The sequence below is a fragment of the Pseudomonas sp. NPDC087342 genome (assembly GCF_044744265.1).
GTDB classification, from domain to species: Bacteria; Pseudomonadota; Gammaproteobacteria; order Pseudomonadales; family Pseudomonadaceae; genus Aquipseudomonas; species Aquipseudomonas nunensis.
In genome coordinates, this window is sequence record NZ_JBIUXZ010000032.1 from 1 (window position 1) to 18,892 (window position 18,892).

Below are 18,892 nucleotides of genomic sequence, written 5' to 3' on the forward strand. Positions count from 1 at the left end.
TTTCCCTTGGGAACGGGGCGCACTTTAATGGGAGAAGAGTTACGTGTCAACAACGGATCGGAAAAAATTTCTGCTGTACTTACAGATACTTGCGGCACCAGCACGAGATACCACGGTTCTTCGGGGGCTACAGGGGTGAGTTTCTCCCCGACGCCCTCGGCAAAAGCGGCGTGACCACGGACGAAAACCGGGACGTCGGCGCCCAGCGTCAGGCCCAGTACGGCCAGTCGATCCTCGTCCCAGCCCAGTTGCCAGAGGTGGTTGAGGCCGAGCAAAGTCGTCGCGGCATTTGAACTGCCGCCGCCGATTCCACCGCCCATGGGCAGGACTTTATCGATCCAGATATCGATGCCGAGTGCACAACCGGATTGCTCCTGAAGTTTCTTTGCGGCTCGAACAATCAGATTGCTGTCATGAGGAACGCCTTCGAATTCAGTGTGCAAACGAATCACTCCGTCATCGCGCACAGCGAAGGTGATTTCATCACCGTAATCGAGAAACTGAAAAATCGTCTGCAGCTCGTGGTAGCCGTCTTCACGGCGCCCGAGAATGTGCAGCATCAGATTGAGTTTGGCCGGCGAGGGCAGCGTCAAGCGCGGAGCAGTCATGTTCACTGCCCCAGTTTGCGTGGTTGCCATTCCTTGATCACCAGCGTGACATCAAGGTCGGTGCCGTGCAGTTTGATCCGCTCGGGCAGCCAATAGCCGTTTTGTTCGGCGTAGCTCAGGTATTCGACCTGCCAGCCATCCTGTTCGAGGTTGGCCAGGCGACTGTCGGCGTCCAGGGTCAGGCGACTCTTGCTGTCGGGAGCCGGAAGGCCGCGAACCCACCAAGCCAGGTTAGACACAGGCAATTTCCAGCCCAGCTGTTCTTCGAGAAGGGCTTCCGGCGTCGGCGCCTCGAAGCGACCCTGGTTGGCCACTTCCAGCGACACCTTGCCGGGACGTCCGGTCAGGCGAGCGGCACCGCGACCCAACGGGCCGGAGAGACGGATGTCGTAGTAGTCCTGTCGTTGCAGCCAGAACAACGTGCCGCTGCCCGAATCCTTGGGTGCGCGGATGCCGATCTTGCCGTTGATCTGCCAGCCGTCGAGGCTGGTCATCTGCTGTTTATATGTGTTCCATTGGGCCGGGTTGCCTTGACCCTGGACCGATTCGCGGGCGCCGAAGCCCGCGCAACCGGCGAGCAGGGCAATGAAGCTGAAAACGATAACGTGGCGCAAAAACATAATCTTAAAGAGTCTCTGATCCGGTCAGGCGCTTGATGGTGCCGCGCAGGGTAGGGCTGTCGGGTTGATCCTTGAGGAACTTGCCCCAGATTTGCTTGGCTTCGCGCTGTTTGCCGTTGGCCCACAGGACTTCGCCCAGGTGAGCGGCGACTTCCTGATCGGGGAATCGCTCCAGCGCCTGACGCAGGTAGCGCTCGGCTTCATCGAGATTACCCAGACGGAAATTCACCCAGCCGAGGCTGTCGAGTACCGCCGGGTCTTCCGGATTGAGCTTGTGCGCGTGTTCGATCAGGGCCTTGGCTTCTTCGTAGCGGGTCGTGCGGTCGGACAGGGTGTAGCCGAGGGCGTTCAACGCCATCGCATTGTCCGGGTCGCGCTTGATGATCAGGCGCAGGTCTTTCTCCATCTGCGCCAGGTCATTGCGTTTTTCCGCAAGCATGGCGCGGGTGTAGAGCAGGTTCAGATCGTCCGGGTATTGCTGCAAGGCTTTGTGCAGCACGCCCCAGGCCTTGTCGCCCTGTTTGTTGGCGGACAGGGTTTCGGCTTCGATCAGGTACAACTGGATCGCGTAATCCGGTTGTGCGTCGCGCTCGGCCGCCAATTTGCTTTGGGCCTCGGCGGTCTTGCCGTTGTTCATCAGGATATCGGCCTGGCGCAATTGCGCTGGCAGGTAATCGTTGCCGGGGCCGACCTGGGCGTATTCGATCAATGCACCTTGCGGGTCGTTGCGCTCCTCAGCGATACGGCCGAGGTTCAGGTGCGCCGAATCCACATGGCTTTCCCGGGCAATCAGGTCTTCCAGGTAACCCTTGGCCTCGTCCCAGGCCTTGGCTTCCAGGCATACCAGCGCCAGGGAATAACGCAATTCGTCATCTTCCGGATACTGCTGGACCAGGCTGGAGAACTCGACTTTGGCGTCGTCCATGCGGTCCTGTTCAACCAGCATGCGCGCGTAAGTCAGGCGCAGGCGTTTGTCGTCCGGGTATTTCTTGATGCTTTTTTGCAGCAACGGCAGGGCTTCACCGCCACGGTTGAGGGTTTGCAGCAGGCGCGCCCGCAACAGGATCGGAGCGATTTCGCCTTCATCCGGCGGATTGTCTTCCAGCAGGCTCAATGCGCCTTTGGCGTCGCCGTCCTGTTGCATCAACAAGGCCTTACCGAAAATCAGCTGGCTGTTGTTCGGATGACGCTGCAACAAACGGTCAAAACTTTTCATCAAACCGTTGCGGGTGTCCTGGTCGGTGTCAGCCGCAGACAGGGCGAGAAAGTCGAAATGCGTGTCGCCCTTGCCCAGCAGGACTTTCTCCATATAGACCATGGAGTCGTCATAACGCCCGGCGCGCGCCAGTTGCACGGCGGCTGCCCGCTGCGCTTCGAGGTCGTCCGGGGCGTTTTTCGCCCAGATCAGCGCGGTATCCAGGGCAGCCTGATCGGCGCCCAGGTACTCGGCGATGCGGAATGCCCGCTCGGAGACGCCCGGATCCTGGGTGTTGATCGCCTGGGTCACGTAGTTGTCCAGCGCAATGTCGAAACGATTGCGTTGGCCAGCCAGTTCGGCGCTCAACAGGCTGAAGACGGTTTCTTCGCTGAATGAGCTGTAGACCTTGGGCTTTTCAGGGGCTGGAGTGCTGTCTTCGACCGGAGACGTACCGTCCGGCGAAACGGGGGCCATGGCCTGGCAGCCGCTGAGGAAGACAAAAGCGAGGAGCAACGCGGAAGATCTATTCATATAGGAGAAGGACGACTAACCTGCGGTCGGATCATCATGACACAAGCCTTCGGCCAAACATAACCGAGTCTCAATTGATGCCTTTATAGAGGCAAGTGATTGGGACAATAGTCAGCGGTAGTTGTTCTGTCTGTGTCGAAGTAGGACAATTGCCGGCTTCACGTCACCATCAGCGACCTTGAATGGCCTTCCTTGCACTCGGTATTAACCACAAGACTGCTTCAGTAGACGTCCGCGAGCGCGTGGCCTTTACCCCTGAGCAGCTGGTGGAGGCGTTGCAGCAGCTCTGCCGACTGACCGACAGCCGCGAAGCTGCGATCCTTTCCACCTGCAATCGCAGTGAGCTTTATATAGAGCAGGATCACCTTTCGGCGGACATCATCCTGCGCTGGCTGGCCGATTATCATCATTTGAGCCTCGATGAGCTGCGTGCGAGCAGTTATGTGCACGAAGATGATGCGGCAGTTCGTCACATGATGCGGGTCGCCTCCGGGCTCGATTCGCTGGTGTTGGGCGAACCGCAGATTCTCGGCCAGATGAAATCTGCCTACGCCGTGGCGCGAGAGGCCGGCACCATCGGTCCGCTGCTGGGCAGGCTGTTCCAGGCGACTTTCAACGCCGCCAAGCAGGTGCGCACCGACACTGCCATCGGTGAAAACCCGGTGTCCGTGGCGTTTGCCGCGGTCAGCCTGGCCAAGCAGATTTTCAGCGACTTGCAACGCAGCCAGGCCTTGCTGATCGGCGCCGGCGAGACCATCACGCTGGTCGCCCGTCATCTGCACGAGCTGGGGGTCAAGCGCATCGTCGTCGCCAACCGCACCCTCGAACGCGCGAGCATCCTAGCCGAACAGTTCGGCGCCCACGCCGTGCTGCTGTCGGACATCCCGGCGGAACTGGTGCGTAGCGATATCGTGATCAGCTCCACCGCCAGCCAGTTGCCGATCCTGGGTAAAGGCGCGGTGGAAAGTGCCTTGAAGCTGCGCAAGCACAAGCCGATCTTCATGGTCGATATCGCCGTCCCACGGGATATCGAGCCCGAAGTCGGCGAACTCGACGACGTTTACCTGTACAGCGTCGACGATCTCCACGAAGTGGTCGCCGAAAACCTCAAGAGCCGCCAGGGCGCAGCCCAGGCCGCGGAAGAAATGGTCTCGATCGGCGCCGACGACTTCATGGTGCGCCTGCGCGAACTGGCGGCGGTGGATGTGCTCAAGGCCTACCGCCAGCAAAGCGAGCGCATGCGTGACGAAGAATTGCAAAAGGCCCAGCGCATGCTGGCCAACGGCAGCAGCGCCGAAGATGTGCTGGTGCAACTGGCCCGTGGCTTGACCAACAAACTGTTGCACGCCCCTAGCGTACAGTTGAAAAAGTTGACTGCCGAAGGCCGCCTCGATGCGCTGGCCATGGCCCAGGAACTGTTTGCCCTCCATGAGGGCTCGTCGGATAGCTCGGATAAAAAACCGCAATGAAAGCGTCACTGCTCAATAAGCTGGACATCCTCCAGGACCGTTTCGAGGAATTGACCGCTCTGCTTGGCGATGGCGAGGTCATTTCCGATCAGGCCAAATTCCGCGCCTATTCCAAGGAATACGCGGAAGTCGAGCCGATTGTCGACACCTATAAACAGCTGCTCAAAGTGCAAGGCGACCTCGAAGGCGCCCAGGCACTGCTCAAGGACAGCGACCCGGACATGCGCGAAATGGCCGTGGAAGAAGTGCGCGAAGCCAAAGAGCAACTGATCGAAATCGAAGCCCGGCTGCAACGCATGCTGCTGCCCAAGGACCCGAACGACGGGCGCAACGTGTTCCTCGAAATCCGTGCCGGCACCGGCGGTGACGAGGCGGCGATTTTCTCCGGCGACCTGTTCCGCATGTATTCGCGATACGCCGAGCGGCGTGGCTGGCGCGTGGAGATTCTCTCGGAGAACATCGGCGAACACGGCGGCTATAAAGAAGTCATCGCCCGGGTCGAAGGCGAGAATGTCTACGGCAAACTGAAATTCGAATCCGGCGCACATCGCGTGCAGCGTGTGCCGGCGACTGAATCCCAAGGCCGCATCCACACTTCGGCGTGCACCGTGGCCGTGTTGCCCGAGCCGGACGAGCAGGAAGCGATCGAGATCAACCCGTCCGACTTGCGCATCGACACCTACAAGTCCTCGGGCGCTGGCGGCCAGCACGTCAACAAGACCGACTCGGCAATCCGCATCACGCACTTGCCATCGGGTATTGTCGTCGAGTGCCAGGAAGAACGTTCCCAGCACAAAAACCGCGCCCGGGCGATGTCCTGGCTGTCGGCCAAGCTCAACGACCAGCAGACCAGCGCCGCCGCGAATGCCATCGCCAGCGAGCGTAAACTGCTGGTGGGTTCGGGTGATCGCTCCGAGCGGATCCGCACCTACAACTTTGCCCAGGGCCGGGTCACCGACCACCGGGTCAACCTGACGCTGTACTCCCTCGACGAAATCCTCGCCGGTGGCGTCGAAGCGGTGATCGAGCCGTTGTTGGCCGAGTTCCAGGCCGACCAATTGGCGGCGATAGGTGAGTAAATGACGATCATTGCCAGTTTATTACGCGCTGCCGATCTCCCCGACTCGCCGACGGCGCGCCTCGATGCCGAACTGTTGCTGGCCGCTGCCTTGGGCAAGTCCCGCAGCTTCCTGCACACCTGGCCCGAGCGCATCGTGCCGAGCGAAGCGGCGCTGACCTTCGCCAGTTACTTGCAGCGTCGTCGCGGCGGTGAGCCGGTGGCCTATATTCTCGGCCAGCAAGGTTTCTGGAAGCTCGATCTGGAAGTTGCACCACACACATTGATCCCGCGCCCGGACACTGAATTGCTGGTGGAAACCGCGCTGGAATTGTTGCCCGCGACACCGGCCACGGTCCTCGACCTCGGCACCGGCAGCGGCGCGATTGCCCTGGCCCTGGCCAGCGAACGCCCGGCCTGGACAGTCACCGCCGTCGATCGCGTGATCGAAGCCGTGGCATTGGCCGAACGCAATCGCCAGCGCCTGCACCTGAAAAACGCCACGGTGTTGAGCAGCCATTGGTTCAGCGCCCTGGAAGGTCAACGTTTTCAACTGATCATCAGCAACCCGCCTTACATCGCCTCCGCCGATCCGCACCTGGTGGAAGGCGACGTGCGTTTCGAACCGGCCAGTGCCCTGGTCGCCGGTGTCGACGGGCTCGACGATCTGCGCTTGATCGTCGCCCAGGCCCCGGATTACCTCGAGGCCGGCGGCTGGTTGATGCTCGAACACGGCTATGATCAAGCCGACGCGGTACGCGATCTGCTGCTGACCCGCGGTTTTGAAGAAGTCCACAGCCGTACCGATCTGGGCGGCCACGAACGCATCAGCCTGGGGCGCCTGCCGTGCTGAATGATCAGGAATTGTTGCGCTACAGCCGACAGATTCTGTTGCAACACGTCGACATCGACGGTCAATTGCGGCTGAAAGAGAGCCGCGTGCTGATCATCGGCCTCGGCGGTCTGGGTTCACCGGTGGCGCTGTACCTGGCGGCAGCCGGGGTCGGTGAATTGCATCTGGCCGACTTCGACACGGTCGACCTGACCAACCTGCAACGCCAGATCATTCACGACACCGATAGCGTCGGCGTGAGCAAAGTCGATTCGGCGATCCGCCGCTTGGGCGCAATCAACCCCGAAATCCAACTGATCGCCCATCGCGCGGCGCTGGATGAAGACTCCCTCGCTGCGGCGGTCGCGGCGGTGGATCTGGTGCTCGACTGTTCCGACAATTTTTCCACCCGCGAGGCGGTCAACGCCGCGTGTGTGGCAGCGCTCAAACCTCTGGTCAGCGGCGCGGCGATTCGCCTGGAAGGGCAGTTGTCAGTGTTCGACCCGCGTCGCCCTGAAAGTCCGTGCTACCACTGTTTATATGGGCACGGCAGCGAAGCCGAACTGACCTGCAGCGAAGCCGGAGTGATCGGCCCGCTGGTGGGCCTGGTCGGCAGCCTGCAAGCCCTCGAAGCGCTGAAGTTGCTGGCCGGTTTTGGCGAACCGCTGGTGGGTCGTTTGCTGTTGATCGATGCCTTGGGCACGCGCTTCCGTGAACTGCGGGTCAAGCGTGATCCGGGTTGCAGCGTCTGTGGTACTGCCCATGCGTGAGGCGCCGATTGGCGTGTTCGACTCCGGCGTCGGTGGGCTATCGGTGCTGGCCGAGATCCAGCGTTTGCTGCCCAACGAGTCCCTGTTGTATGTCGCCGATTGCGGGAATATTCCCTACGGCGAGAAAACCCCTGAATTCATCCAGCAACGCTGCAGTGCTATCGCCGAATTTTTTCAGCAGCAAGGCGCCAAGGCATTGGTGCTGGCCTGCAACACGGCCACCGTCGCTGGCGTCGCCAATCTGCGCCGCGATTATCCCGAATGGCCCATCGTCGGCATGGAACCGGCGGTCAAGCCGGCCGCGGCTGCTACGCGCAGTGGCGTGGTCGGTGTCCTCGCCACTACCGGCACCTTGCAGAGCGCCAAGTTCGCCGCGCTGCTCGACCGCTTCGCCACGGATGTGCGGGTGATCACCCAGCCTTGCCCGGGGTTGGTGGAGCTGATTGAAAGCGGCGATCTGCACAGTCAGAACCTGCGTCAGTTGCTTCGCGGTTATGTCGAGCCACTGCTGGCCGCAGGCTGCGACACGATAATTCTCGGCTGCACGCATTACCCCTTTCTAAAGCCGTTGCTTAGGCAGATGATCCCAGAAGACATCAGTTTGATTGACACCGGCGCCGCCGTGGCGCGGCAACTGCAACGTCTGTTGGCTGAGCGTGAGTTACTCGCCGAGGGGCCGGTGCGTGCCGCGCAATTCTGGACCAGTGCAGATCCGGAACATTTTCGAAATATCTTGCCCATACTCTGGAATAACACAGGCGTTGTGCAAAGCTTCGACATGTAGAGGCGAGATGTAAAAAAAATGTGAAATGCGCTTAAAAAGGCTGAACTTCTGATTAAGCGCCGACTTCTATAGCTTTGTCTTTAAGCTACAAAAAAAAATCCACATGAAATCGTTCCGGAAAAGGATGTTTCTAATGAAGCGACTATTCTGTTTGGCCGCGATTGCGGCCGCACTAATGGGGCAAAGTCTTACTGCACAGGCGGCCGGCGTAGAGTTCGGGGTAGGGGCCACCAGTGACTCGACCATGACCTACCGGTTAGGCATGCAATTCGATTGGGACAAGAGCTGGCTGCAAAGCGACGTCGGTCGTTTGACCGGTTACTGGAGTGGCGCCTACACCTATTGGGAAGGCGACAAGACTTCCGGCACTAGTAGCCTGTCGTTCTCCCCAGTGTTTGTTTACGAGTTTGCCGGGCAAAACGTCAAACCGTATGTAGAAGCGGGGATCGGTGTTGCGTTGTTCTCCAATACCCAACTGGAAGACAACAACATCGGCCAGGCTTTTCAGTTCGAAGACCGCTTCGGGTTCGGACTGCGTTTTGCCGGTGGGCATGAAGTCGGCATTCGTGCGACGCACTATTCCAATGCCGGGATCAGCAGTAACAACGATGGTGTAGAAAGTTACGCGCTGCATTACACGATGCCGTTGTAAGGTCAAAAGCTTCGCGGGCAAGCCTCGCTCCTACGGGATTGCGGTGTGACACCGATTGGGTCACAACACATAACCTGTAGGAGCGAGGCTTGCCCGCGAAGGCGTCCTGCCTGCCGACACCATTCCGCTTCAGCGATACACCGAAACAATCCCCTGCCGTTCCTCCAGGCATTCCGGCGAACCGGTCTCGAACTCCCGGCAGATCAGCGGGCGTTTTTCGTAGATGGTGCACATCATCGTGTTGCGATCCAGCGCTGCACACCAACCGTCATCCAGCCGCAACATCACTTCCCCGCCCCAGTCATCGGTATCGATAAAGCGCTCGGGCACGCCGGTTTCGGTGATCAGCATGACTTCGAGCTGACAGCAGCAGGCTGAGCAAGTCGAGCAAGTGACCGCCGGCTCGGCGATTTGCGTGTGGGGGATGGTTTTCATGGGGCGCAGTGTAAGGCAGTGGGCCGTTGCTGTGTGAAAGGCCTGACGGACGCTCAGTCGCGGTTATCCGACGCCAGCCGCTGCGCCATGAAGTGCAGTGTAGGAAACAGCAGCGCCCAGAGTAGTCCGATGCCGATCAGCGTCGGCAGTTGGCCGTAGGGAAATTGCACCCCCGCCAGTTGGCTGCCCGCGTAATAAGACAGCGGCCCACCGACGGCGCCCAACAGGCTGGCCAGCCACCAAGGATTGGCGCTCCAGATCAGGCAGTGACGCAACGTGGTCGCGAGCAACGCCCAAAGCAACATCAGCCACAGCGGAATCAATGGCGCGACGTCGGCAAAATCAAACACCCCCAGCCAACGCAATGAACTGTCGACGGTGGTGCCCAGCAACACCACGCTGAGGATCAGTCGGCCCTCATCGCCCCAACGACTTATCCACAGCAGATGAATCACCAGCGCCGCCAATGCCACCAACAACCACAAGCTATTGCCGCCCACGACACAGGCGAACCAGCCGAGTTGAAACAGAGCGGCGTTGGCCAGGCGTTCAAGCATCGAAACGGCCGAGCAGGGGCGCCGGCATCGCCGCCGGTTTGGCCAGCAGCAATTGCGCGGTGCCGATGGTGCGCTCCAGGAAGCCACCTTCGCAGTAGCACAGATAAAACTCCCACAACCGCAGGAAATACTCGTCGTAGCCCAATTCGCTCAGGCGAACGTGGGCACGGCGAAAATTCTCGTGCCACAGGCGCAGCGTGCGGGCGTAGTGCAGGCCGAAATCTTCCATGTGCAACAGGTTCATGTCGGTGTCGCGGCTGACAATCTCCAGCATCTTCTGCACGCAGGGCAGGGCGCCGCCGGGGAAGATGTAGCGCTGGATGAAATCGACACTGGTCTTGGCTTGCTCGTAGCGCTGCTCGCGGATGGTGATCGCCTGCAACAGCATCAAGCCGTTGCCCTTGAGCAGGTGCGCGCATTGCTTGAAGTAGGTCGGCAGGAAGCGATGGCCGACCGCTTCGATCATCTCGATCGACACCAGTTTGTCGTACTGCCCGGTGAGGTCACGGTAGTCCGACAGCAGCAAGGTGACCTGGTCTTGAAGACCCAGGGTTTCGATGCGCTGGGCGGTGAAGGCGTACTGCTCTTTCGACAGCGTAGTGGTGGTGACTTTGCACCCATAATTCTGGGCGGCGTAGATCGCCATGCTGCCCCAACCGGTGCCGATTTCCAGCAGATGATCGCTGGGCTTCAGGTCGAGCTTCTGGCAGATCCGTTCCAGTTTGTTCAGTTGAGCCTGTTCCAGGGTGTCATCGGGGCTGAGGAACTGCGCCGCCGAATACATCATCGTCGGGTCGAGAAACTGTTCGAACAGATCGTTGCCGAGGTCGTAATGCGCGGCGATGTTTTTCTGCGAGCCCTTGCGCGTATTGCGATTGAGCCAGTGCAGCCCTTGCACGAATGGCCGGCCGAGTTTGGCCAGGCCACCCTCCAGCGCATCCAGCACCTCAAGGTTGCTGACGAACACGCGGACTACGGCGGTCAGGTCGGGCGAGGTCCAATAGCCGTGGATGAACGCTTCGCCGGCGCCGATCGAGCCGTTGCTCGCCACCAATCCCCAGACCGCCGCATCCAGGACATGGATCTCCCCCAGCAGATGATCGCCGGCGGTGCCGAAGACGTGGCGTTCGCCGTCTTCGATCACCACCAGTTGCCCGTGCTTGAGGTGCGCCAGTTGGCGCAGAACACCCCGGCGCAGCAGCGAGCCGGACAAGCCGTTGGTACTGAGCAGATTGGCTTTGGCCGAAACGCTAGGGGATTTCATGGCGGCGATCCTGTGGGGCAACGATGGCGGTTTGAAAGCTGCCATCGGCAGCCCGGTGAGCAAAGATCGGTACACGCTTGAACAGCAGGCGCACGGCCTGCCAATAGATTGCGAGGCAGGTTTTCGCCGTCATCCACGGGAAGCGCCGCAAGTAGCGGTGCAGGCTGTGGCGATCCAGCGATTCGCGTTGCAGGTTGAGCGTGGCGTCGAACAGTTTCAGTTCGCCCTGCCAGTCCGCCATGTGCACGCCAAGCTTTTGCGCGGCAGGGCTGAAGCTCATGCGGTATTCGAGATCCGGTGGCAGAAACGGCGAGACATGAAACGCCTTGGCCACGGCGAAATGCTGGTGGAAATCGCGCAAGTGTTCCGGCGCCTTGGCCGGCAACACATAGTGATAACGCTCGCGCCACGGCGTGTTGGTGACTTCGCAGAGAATCGCCGCCAGTTGCCCGTCAGCCTCGTGACAATAGAAAAAGCTCACCGGGTTGAACGACAGACCCCAACTGCGGGCCTGGGTCAGCAGGCAAATCGAACCCTGGGGCTCGTGGCCGATGGCTTGGCCGACCTGTTGCCGCACAGCATCGATCAAGCGCATGCCCGCGCCGGTAAAGGTTTTCAGGTAGTCGCTCTCGCGAAACGAGAACGCGGCAAAACGGCTACGGCCCGACAGCGGCGACAAACCCAGTACGGCATCCTGTTCATCGAGATCGAGGTACAGCAAACCGATGCGGTAACGGAATTCATGGCGCTTGGGCGCGAACCGCCGATGGGCGATCCAGCCGCTGTAGAGGGCGCTGTTCACAACACTTCACCGAACGAGCGGGCTACGCGCAAGGCACTGACCACCCCGTCTTCGTGAAAGCCGTTGGCCCAATAGGCGCCGCAATAATAGGTGTGCTGCGCGCCGTCCAATTCGTCCCAGCGCGCCTGCGCCGCCACTGCTTTCAAGCTGTATTGCGGATGGGCGTAAGTGTATTTGGCGAGCACCTTGTGCGGACTGATGCCGGCACTCTGGTTGAGGCTGACGCAGAACGTGGTATCGCTCTGGATGCCTTGCAGAATATTCATGTCGTAGGTGACGGCGGCCCGCGTGTGCCCGGTGCCACCGAGGCGAAAATTCCAACTCGCCCAGGCGAGTTTTCGCTCCGGCAGCAGCCGGGTATCGGTGTGCAAAACCACTTCGTTGTCGGCGTAGGGCAGAGCGCCGAGGATCGACTGTTCGGCATCGCTCGGCTTGGCCAGCAGTTTCAGGGCCTGATCGCTGTGGCAGGCGAACACCACTTTGTCGAAGCGCTCACTGCCGGCGGGGCTGTGGATAACTACGCCATCGGCATCGCGTTCGACGCGGCTGACCGGGCAGTTGAGACGAATCTTCTGTTTAAACGAGGCAGTCAGTGGCGCGACGTAAGCGCTCGATCCACCTTCGATCACGCACCATTGCGGGCGATTACTGATGGACAGCAAACCGTGGTTCTTGAAAAACCGCAGGAAGAACTGCATCGGGAAACCGAGCATCTCGGCCATGGACATCGACCAGATCGCCGCGCCCATCGGCACGATGTAATGCAGGATAAAGCGCTCGCCGTAGCCGCCAGCCTTCAGGTACTGATCGAGGGTGGTGTCCGCGCCGATCCGTTGTTCCTCAAGATCGCGCAGGGCTGCTTTATTGAAGCGCTGGATGTCGCGCAACATGCCCCAGAACCCCGGCGACAGCAGGTTACGCCGCTGGGCGAACAGGCTGTTGAGGTTGTTGCCGTTGTATTCAAGGCCCGAGTCCGGGTCGGTGACCGAGAAACTCATCTCCGTCGGTTTGAACCCCACGCCGAGTTGACCCAGCAGGCGAATGAAATTCGGGTAGGTCCAGTCGTTGAACACAATGAAGCCGGTGTCCACCGAGTAGTGCTGACCATCGACCGTCACATCCAGCGTATGGGTGTGACCACCGACCCAGTCACCGGCCTCGAACAGGGTGATCTCGTGGCTGCGATTAAGCAGATAGGCGCTGGTCAGCCCCGAGATACCGCTGCCGATAATGGCGATGTTCACGGCTGATCCTTGATCGGCGGCTGGCTGCGCACCATGCGTTTGCCAATCGCCAGTTTCACCCGGTTGGGCATTTTCGACAGCGGCCAGAGCGCCGCCATGAAGAGCGCCGGGAAGGCGATTTCCAGCGGCCGGTTCTTGAGTTTGGCGAAGATGTGCCGCGCGGCTTTATCCGCAGGCCAACTGAGCGGCATCGGGAAATCGTTTTTCTGCGTCAGCGGCGTATCGACAAATCCGGGGCTGACCACAGTGACTTCAATGCCTTCAGGCGCGAGGTCGATGCGCAACGATTCGAACAAATAGCGCAGCCCGGCCTTCGAGGCACCGTAGGCTTCGGCGCGGGGCAGCGGCAGGTAAGTCACCGAACTGGCGACACCCACCAGGTGCGGCGCGGTACCTTTGCGCAGCAATGGCAGGGCTGCTTCGATGCAATAGCTGCTGGCAAGCAGATTGGTGCGCACCACGTGCTCGACAATCGACGCGTCGAATTGCTTGGAGTCAACGTATTCGCAGGTGCCGGCGTTGAGGATCACTGAGTCGAGGTAGCCCCAGTCTTCAGTAATCCGTTCGCCGATTTCACGCACGACCTGGCTGTTGGTCAGGTCTCCTGCGACCACCATCACTTTCCCCGGATAACGTTGGGAGAGGATCTTGAGTGGCACCACCGAACGTGCACTGACCGCCAGATGCGCGCCGGTTTTCAATATTTCTTCGGCCAGCGCGGCGCCAATGCCGCTGCTCGCTCCTGTCAGCCAATACCGTCGTGGCGGTGTGAGGCTCATCCCATTCTCCTTTTCAGCCAGGCGATCGCCCGGCCCAATACGGGTAAATGTTCATAAAGCAGTGCCCCGGCATCGAAATAATCCCGGTGGCGATAAACCTTGTCGCGCCAAAGCAGGTGCGAGCAGCCGTCGACCCGAATCAACTGGCCGCTGGCCAGGCGCGGATGACGGTAGCTCATGACCCAGCGTAGATAACCTTCACCTTCTGCAATCTGGTCGAAGCCGTGAAAATCGAACTGCAGATCGCTGACGTTGGCGTAGAGCTCGGTGAAGTAGCCGCGCATCTGCACTAGACCCTTTACCTCGTGCAGCGGGTCGGTGAAATGCACGTCGTGGGTGTAGAGCTGATTGAGGCGTTGCAGGTTGTCCTTGTTCAGGTCTGCAAACTGCCGGGCAAAGTTGCGCAGGAATTCACTCATAGCCGCCTCCGGCCGCTTGTCGCGATGGCAGATTCTTGAACGCGGCCAGTGCGCGCTGGCGAGAGGTACTGAGATTGACGATCGGCGAGGGGTAATCCGCCACGCCGAACAAACCGCCCACGTTCGCCGGGTTGTGCACTTCTTTTTTATTCAACCCGGCCAGTTCCGGCAGCCAGTGCTTGATGAACACGCCTTCGGCATCGAATTTTTCCGACTGGCTCAGCGGGTTGAAGATGCGGAAGTAGGGCGCCGAGTCGGTGCCGGTAGACGAACTCCACTGCCAACCGCCGTTGTTGGCCGCCAGATCGCCGTCGATCAGGTGACGCATGAAAAAACGCTCGCCTTCACGCCAGTCGATCAGCAGGTTCTTGGTCAGGAACATCGCCACCACCATGCGCAGGCGGTTGTGCATCCAGCCGGTTTCCAGCAGTTGGCGCATGGCCGCGTCGATGATCGGCAGGCCGGTGCGGGCTTCTTGCCACGCGGCGAGTTCATCCGGCGCATCGCGCCAGGCCAGCGCTTCGGTTTCCGGACGGAAGGCGCGATGACGGGAAACCCGTGGGTAGCCCACCAGAATGTGTTTGTAGAACTCGCGCCACAGCAGTTCGTTGATCCAGGTGACCGCGCCAACCTTGCCGCTTTCGAACTCGCCCTGATTGCTTTGCAGCGCAGTGTGCAAACACTGGCGCGGTGAAATCACCCCGGCCGCAAGATAGGCCGAGAGTTGACTGGTGCCAGGCTTGGCAGGGAAGTCGCGCTCGCTCTGGTAGTAATCGATTTGCGCATCGGCAAACGTGTCGAGGCGGCGCCGGGCTTCGGCTTCACCGGCGGGCCAGAGGGCGATCAAACTGTCTTTCGGCGTCTCGAAACCTTCGACGCGGGCCGGGATTTCATCGCTGCTGATTTTCAACGGCGCCTGGATGCCGGGGGCGCTCACGAGTTCAGGCAGTGAGCGGCGCAACCGGTCGTAGCAGACTTTGCGGAACTGACTGAACACCTGGAAGTAGGTGCCAGTCTTGGTCAGCACGGTGCCCGGCGAGAACAACAGTTGATCGAGGTAGCTATAAAAGTCGATGCCCTCGGCCTTCAACGCTTGGGCCACGGCTTCGTCACGACGGCTTTCATGAATGCCGTATTCCTCGTTGACGTGTACCGCGTCGATCTTCAACTCCCGGCACAGGTCGAGCAGAACCTTCGGCGCCGCATCCCAGCGAGACGCTGTGCGGATCAGCAAGGGAATGTTGAGCTTGCCCAGCGCCAGGCTCAATTCGCCCAGGTTGCGCAGCCAGAAATCCACTTTGCACGGTGCATCGTCATGCTCCAGCCATTGCTCCTGGCTCAACAGATACACCGCCACGCTCGGGCCGCGAGCAGCGGCGGCCGAGAGGGCGGTGTTGTCATGCAGGCGCAAGTCGCCGCGCAGCCAGATCAATTGCATGGTGGTTCCCGTACTCAACATTAGATAAGCCCACGCCGAATGAGGTCCTGATGGGCCGACAAGGCATCTTCGGCCAAGGATAAATCAGGGATCTCAGTGGTTCTTACGGACAACTCGGCGTGGTGGATGCATACCGTTGGTCCGACAATCATCTTGGGGCAACTGACGCCATTCAGTGTTTTTGGCAACTGCGCCAGGTTCATGGCTTTGCTGGAATACAGCAGTACGCCGCGGGCTTGCAGGTGTTCGACTGCCAGCGCAAGTTCCCCGGCCGGCAATGGCCAATCGAAAACTTCCACCGGGCAATCGGCGCTGCTGATCAGCCAGGCAGTGAGCCACAGGTGAGGTTCCAGGGGCAAATCAGAGTGGTTGATCAACAGCAGCGGCGCTGAACGCAGTTGCCGGTTGTTATGGTAGATGCGCGCGCCGAATTTGCTGCGCAACCAGGAATAAAAGAACACGCGCTCCATCTGCGCGCCGAACTGGCCTTGCCAGCGTTGTTCCAGTTCGGTCAACAACGGCATCAGCAGTTGTTCGCACAAGGTCCGCGGCGGGTACAACGCCATGGCCTGGTTTACCGTGTCATCGAGGGTGCGCTCGGCCAGTTGAGTGACCGCTTGCAGCAGTGTGTTACGCAACAGTTGCCAGTCGTTTTCGACGGGATCGGTAAAGGCTTGGGGCGTGTCGAGCAGTTGCTTGACCTGGCTGACGGCAACGCCACGATTGAGCCAGGTGAGAATCGTCAGGATTCGCTGCACGTGTTCAGCCGAAAACAACCGATGCCCCTTGGGCGTGCGTTGCGGCACGATCAGGCCGTAACGCCGTTCCCAGGCACGCAGGGTGATCGCGTTGACTCCGGTCTGGCGCGCCACTTCACGAATCGGCAGCCAGCCTTCGTCCAGAGCTTTCTTGAAGTCGGCGCCGAGGTCTTCCCGGGCACTGGTGTCGGGTGTGTTGTTCATTTAGATCGCATTTCGCAGGCTGAGGTTTTCCGGGTGCGGTTGCAGGTAAACCTGTTGCGCAATGTACGGATCCGGGTGTTGGCGGAAGTAATGCTTGAGCAGCGTCAACGGCACCACCAGCGGCACGATGCCGTGGCGGTATTGGCCGATCACGCGTTGCATTTCCTGTTTGTCTTCAGCAGTGATGGCCTGCTTGAGGTAACCACTGATGTGTTGCAGGACATTGGTGTGGGTGCGGCGGGTGGCGCATTTTTTCAGCGCTTCCATCAGCTCGCTGAAATAACGCGGGCCGAGTTCTTTCGGGTCAGTCTGGCCCATGTTGCCCAGCAGGTTGCCCAGGGTTTTGTATTGCACCGGGTTGTGCGCCATCAGCAGGTATTTGTAGCGCGAGTGAAAATCGATGAGGCCACGCCGGCTCAGGCCTTCCTGAAGCAATTGCTGCCAGGCGCTGTAGGCGAACACACGGGTCAGGAAGTTTTCTCGCAGCACCGGGTCATTCAGGCGGCCGTCTTCTTCAACCGGCAGGTCCGGGTGTCGTTCGCAGAACGCCTGGGCATAGATGCCGCGCCCACCGCCGTCCACCGGTGCACCGTTGGCGTGGTAGACCTTGACCCGCAACAGCCCGCAGGACGGTGATTTCTGCATGAAGATGTAGCCGCAGATATCACTCAGTTCAGCGGCCATTTTCTGGCCGTACTCGGCGAGCGGTTGGGTGACGTTGATTTCGCGGTTCACCGTGCCGACGGCTTCGGGATGTTCGGCATCGCCCACCAGGCGAATCGGTTCGCGAGGAATGCCAAGACCAATCGCGACTTCCGGGCACACCGGGACGAAATCGAAATAGTCAGTGAGGGTGCGACTGCACAGCCGCGATTCCTTGTGCCCGCCATTGAAGCGCACCTCTGCACCCATCAGGCAGGCGCTGATAGCGATTTTCGGTTTGGCGGGAGTGACGGGCATCGAAGCACCTCGAATCTAAACCTGTACAGATCGTTGGATCTGTACAACATAATCTTCATCATAGATTCGAAGCTGTACAAGTCAAATTATTTGTATAGGTTTTTGTTGAGGCGCTAGAGATCCCTGTGGGAGCGAGCTTGCTCGCGATTGCAATCTGACTGACATGCAGATGTTGAATGTGGAACCGCTATCGCGAGCAAGCTCGCTCCCACAGGGGTTATTTCCAGCCCATCAACCAAGTGCTGTCGTTCTGCAAGACCTGCCAATCCAGCCGCTCACTGCGCTGCGTCAACACCGCCTGCAACTCGACCGCCAGCACCGTGCCGTCCTCATCGCGGAACAGCTCGGTCACCAGAAAATGTTTTTCGCGGTTTTTCGGCTGGGCTGCTGTCCATTTCGACAGCAGCAATTTACCCGGATTGAGGCGATTCACTGCAGGTGTGCATGCAAGCGGCGGGCGGCTTCCTGGCCGCTGAGCCAGGCACCTTCGACACGACCGGACAGGCACCAGTCGCCACACACATACAGGCCCAGGTCGGCATCCGCCAACACGCCCCATTCATGACTGCTGGCAGGGCGGGCATAGAGCCAGCGGTGGGCGAGGCTGAAGGTCGGTGCGGGCATCGCGCTGTGCAGCAGTTCGGCGAAAGCACCGTGGAGTTGCTCGATCACGGCTTCCTTGGACAGGTCGATATGTTGCCGGCTCCAAGTGCTGGTGGCGTGCAATACCCATGTGTCCAGCGTGTTGTCGCGCCCGGGTTTGCTGCGGTTGCGCGCCAGCCAGTCGAGCGGGCTGTCCTGTACGAAGCAACCTTCCATGGGCGTATCCAGCGGCGTGTCAAAGGCCAGGGCGATGGCCCAGGTCGGGTCCATTTTGACCCCGGCAGCGGCACCCGCGAGTTTCGGTGCGGAGGCCAGCAGCGCGGTCGCCTGAGGTGCGGGCGTCGCAATGATCACGTGGCTGAACGGCCCATGAGTGAAACCTTCGGCGTCCTGTAGATGCCAGTGTTCTTCACCGCGATAGACCTCGGTGATCCGGCAGGCGAATTGCACTTCCAGGTCCCCGAGCAACGCGCGGGTGATGGCGCTCATGCGCGGCGTGCCGACCCAACGGGTTTGCTCATCCGGCGACAGGTTGAGCTGGCCACCCTGGAACGTGTAGAGCTGCGGCGTCCATTCGGCGACCCAGCCATTGGCTTGCCAGCGCTGCACTTCGGTAACGAAGCGCCGGTCGCGTGCCGTGAAATACTGCGCACCCATGTCCAGAGCTCCGGCGTCACTGCGCTTGCTCGACATGCGTCCGCCGCTGCCACGGCTTTTATCGAAAAGTTGAACGACATGCCCGGCCTCCGTCAGGGCCTGGGCGGCGGAGAGTCCGGCGATGCCGGTGCCGATGATTGCGATAGGTACAGTCATAGGGGCCTCGTTTACCTTTCTGTACAGACTACGCCGTGGATTAAACCTGTACAATATTGTTTTTTGGTATAACTTTTAGCGTTCTCGTTCTGACA

The 18,892-nt window shown here is 60.1% G+C and carries 21 protein-coding genes; 6 read left to right on the forward strand and 15 right to left on the reverse strand.

Translation table 11 applies throughout. From position 1 onward, the window contains the following. The 3 genes from ispE to ACIOYV_RS30910 form a co-directional block, all read right to left on the reverse strand. Nucleotides 1-608 (reverse strand): 4-(cytidine 5'-diphospho)-2-C-methyl-D-erythritol kinase (gene ispE / locus ACIOYV_RS30900; RefSeq protein ID WP_401330016.1); only part of this gene is annotated, 608 nt, incomplete at its 3' end. A gap of 2 nt (nucleotides 609-610) precedes the next feature. Further along, nucleotides 611-1,228 (reverse strand): lipoprotein insertase outer membrane protein LolB, encoded by a 618-nt coding sequence (lolB, locus tag ACIOYV_RS30905; RefSeq protein WP_054045695.1) that lies wholly within the window; start codon nucleotides 1,226-1,228, stop codon nucleotides 611-613. A 4-nt stretch (nucleotides 1,229-1,232) separates the two neighbouring features. Next, a complete protein-coding gene (locus ACIOYV_RS30910) occupies nucleotides 1,233-2,957 on the reverse strand; it encodes a tetratricopeptide repeat protein (RefSeq protein WP_401329942.1) in 1,725 nt (574 codons plus the stop codon). Between the two features lie 182 nt (nucleotides 2,958-3,139). Between ACIOYV_RS30910 and hemA the strand changes: the two genes are divergently transcribed. From hemA to ACIOYV_RS30940, 6 genes are all read left to right on the forward strand, one after another. Further along, complete coding sequence (gene hemA / locus ACIOYV_RS30915; protein ID WP_054045691.1) at nucleotides 3,140-4,426, forward strand: glutamyl-tRNA reductase; 1,287 nt, start codon at nucleotides 3,140-3,142, stop codon at nucleotides 4,424-4,426. Beyond that, nucleotides 4,423-5,505 carry a peptide chain release factor 1 gene (gene prfA, locus ACIOYV_RS30920; RefSeq protein WP_054045688.1) on the forward strand — a complete coding sequence of 361 codons (1,083 nt, stop codon included), beginning with the start codon at nucleotides 4,423-4,425 and terminating at the stop codon, nucleotides 5,503-5,505. The genes hemA and prfA overlap by 4 nt, the downstream gene beginning before the upstream one ends. Beyond that, entirely contained in the window at nucleotides 5,506-6,336 is an 831-nt protein-coding gene (gene prmC / locus ACIOYV_RS30925; RefSeq protein ID WP_054045686.1) for a peptide chain release factor N(5)-glutamine methyltransferase, read from the forward strand. Further along, a complete protein-coding gene (locus ACIOYV_RS30930; RefSeq protein WP_401329946.1) occupies nucleotides 6,330-7,085 on the forward strand; it encodes a molybdopterin-synthase adenylyltransferase MoeB in 756 nt (251 codons plus the stop codon). Before prmC ends, ACIOYV_RS30930 begins: the two co-directional genes overlap by 7 nt. Then, nucleotides 7,078-7,869 carry a glutamate racemase gene (gene murI, locus ACIOYV_RS30935; protein ID WP_163911953.1) on the forward strand — a complete coding sequence of 264 codons (792 nt, stop codon included), beginning with the start codon at nucleotides 7,078-7,080 and terminating at the stop codon, nucleotides 7,867-7,869. The genes ACIOYV_RS30930 and murI overlap by 8 nt, the downstream gene beginning before the upstream one ends. Nucleotides 7,870-8,002: 133 nt before the next feature. Continuing rightward, a complete protein-coding gene (locus tag ACIOYV_RS30940) occupies nucleotides 8,003-8,521 on the forward strand; it encodes an acyloxyacyl hydrolase (protein ID WP_054045679.1) in 519 nt (172 codons plus the stop codon). A gap of 129 nt (nucleotides 8,522-8,650) precedes the next feature. On the opposite strand, the gene ACIOYV_RS30945 is transcribed toward ACIOYV_RS30940, so the two are convergent. From ACIOYV_RS30945 to ACIOYV_RS31000, 12 genes are all read right to left on the reverse strand, one after another. After that, nucleotides 8,651-8,956 carry a YkgJ family cysteine cluster protein gene (locus ACIOYV_RS30945; protein ID WP_054045677.1) on the reverse strand — a complete coding sequence of 102 codons (306 nt, stop codon included), beginning with the start codon at nucleotides 8,954-8,956 and terminating at the stop codon, nucleotides 8,651-8,653. Between the two features lie 53 nt (nucleotides 8,957-9,009). After that, entirely contained in the window at nucleotides 9,010-9,513 is a 504-nt protein-coding gene (locus ACIOYV_RS30950) for a DUF2878 domain-containing protein (protein ID WP_163911956.1), read from the reverse strand. Beyond that, complete coding sequence (locus ACIOYV_RS30955) at nucleotides 9,506-10,777, reverse strand: class I SAM-dependent methyltransferase (protein WP_401329951.1); 1,272 nt, start codon at nucleotides 10,775-10,777, stop codon at nucleotides 9,506-9,508. The genes ACIOYV_RS30950 and ACIOYV_RS30955 overlap by 8 nt, the downstream gene beginning before the upstream one ends. Further along, a complete protein-coding gene (locus tag ACIOYV_RS30960) occupies nucleotides 10,764-11,579 on the reverse strand; it encodes a DUF1365 domain-containing protein (protein WP_401329954.1) in 816 nt (271 codons plus the stop codon). Before ACIOYV_RS30960 ends, ACIOYV_RS30955 begins: the two co-directional genes overlap by 14 nt. Next, complete coding sequence (locus ACIOYV_RS30965) at nucleotides 11,576-12,823, reverse strand: NAD(P)/FAD-dependent oxidoreductase (protein ID WP_401329957.1); 1,248 nt, start codon at nucleotides 12,821-12,823, stop codon at nucleotides 11,576-11,578. The genes ACIOYV_RS30960 and ACIOYV_RS30965 overlap by 4 nt, the downstream gene beginning before the upstream one ends. Continuing rightward, the gene (locus ACIOYV_RS30970; RefSeq protein WP_163911964.1) at nucleotides 12,820-13,602 is read right to left on the reverse strand and encodes an SDR family oxidoreductase; all 783 of its coding nucleotides are present in this window, start codon (nucleotides 13,600-13,602) and stop codon (nucleotides 12,820-12,822) included. The genes ACIOYV_RS30965 and ACIOYV_RS30970 overlap by 4 nt, the downstream gene beginning before the upstream one ends. Further along, complete coding sequence (locus ACIOYV_RS30975; RefSeq protein WP_401329959.1) at nucleotides 13,599-14,021, reverse strand: nuclear transport factor 2 family protein; 423 nt, start codon at nucleotides 14,019-14,021, stop codon at nucleotides 13,599-13,601. The genes ACIOYV_RS30970 and ACIOYV_RS30975 overlap by 4 nt, the downstream gene beginning before the upstream one ends. Beyond that, nucleotides 14,014-15,459, reverse strand: a complete 1,446-nt coding sequence (gene phrB / locus ACIOYV_RS30980; protein WP_401329962.1) for a deoxyribodipyrimidine photo-lyase — start codon at nucleotides 15,457-15,459, stop codon at nucleotides 14,014-14,016. The genes ACIOYV_RS30975 and phrB overlap by 8 nt, the downstream gene beginning before the upstream one ends. A 20-nt stretch (nucleotides 15,460-15,479) precedes the next feature. After that, nucleotides 15,480-16,421 (reverse strand): MerR family transcriptional regulator, encoded by a 942-nt coding sequence (locus ACIOYV_RS30985; RefSeq protein WP_054045658.1) that lies wholly within the window; start codon nucleotides 16,419-16,421, stop codon nucleotides 15,480-15,482. Next, entirely contained in the window at nucleotides 16,422-17,381 is a 960-nt protein-coding gene (locus ACIOYV_RS30990) for a 2-thiouracil desulfurase family protein (protein ID WP_054045657.1), read from the reverse strand. A 217-nt stretch (nucleotides 17,382-17,598) separates the two neighbouring features. Next, nucleotides 17,599-17,814 (reverse strand): TIGR02450 family Trp-rich protein, encoded by a 216-nt coding sequence (locus ACIOYV_RS30995; RefSeq protein WP_401329966.1) that lies wholly within the window; start codon nucleotides 17,812-17,814, stop codon nucleotides 17,599-17,601. Then, nucleotides 17,811-18,797, reverse strand: coding sequence for an NAD(P)/FAD-dependent oxidoreductase (locus tag ACIOYV_RS31000; protein WP_401329969.1), 987 nt, complete (start codon nucleotides 18,795-18,797; stop codon nucleotides 17,811-17,813). The genes ACIOYV_RS30995 and ACIOYV_RS31000 overlap by 4 nt, the downstream gene beginning before the upstream one ends. Nucleotides 18,798-18,892 lie beyond the last annotated feature (95 nt).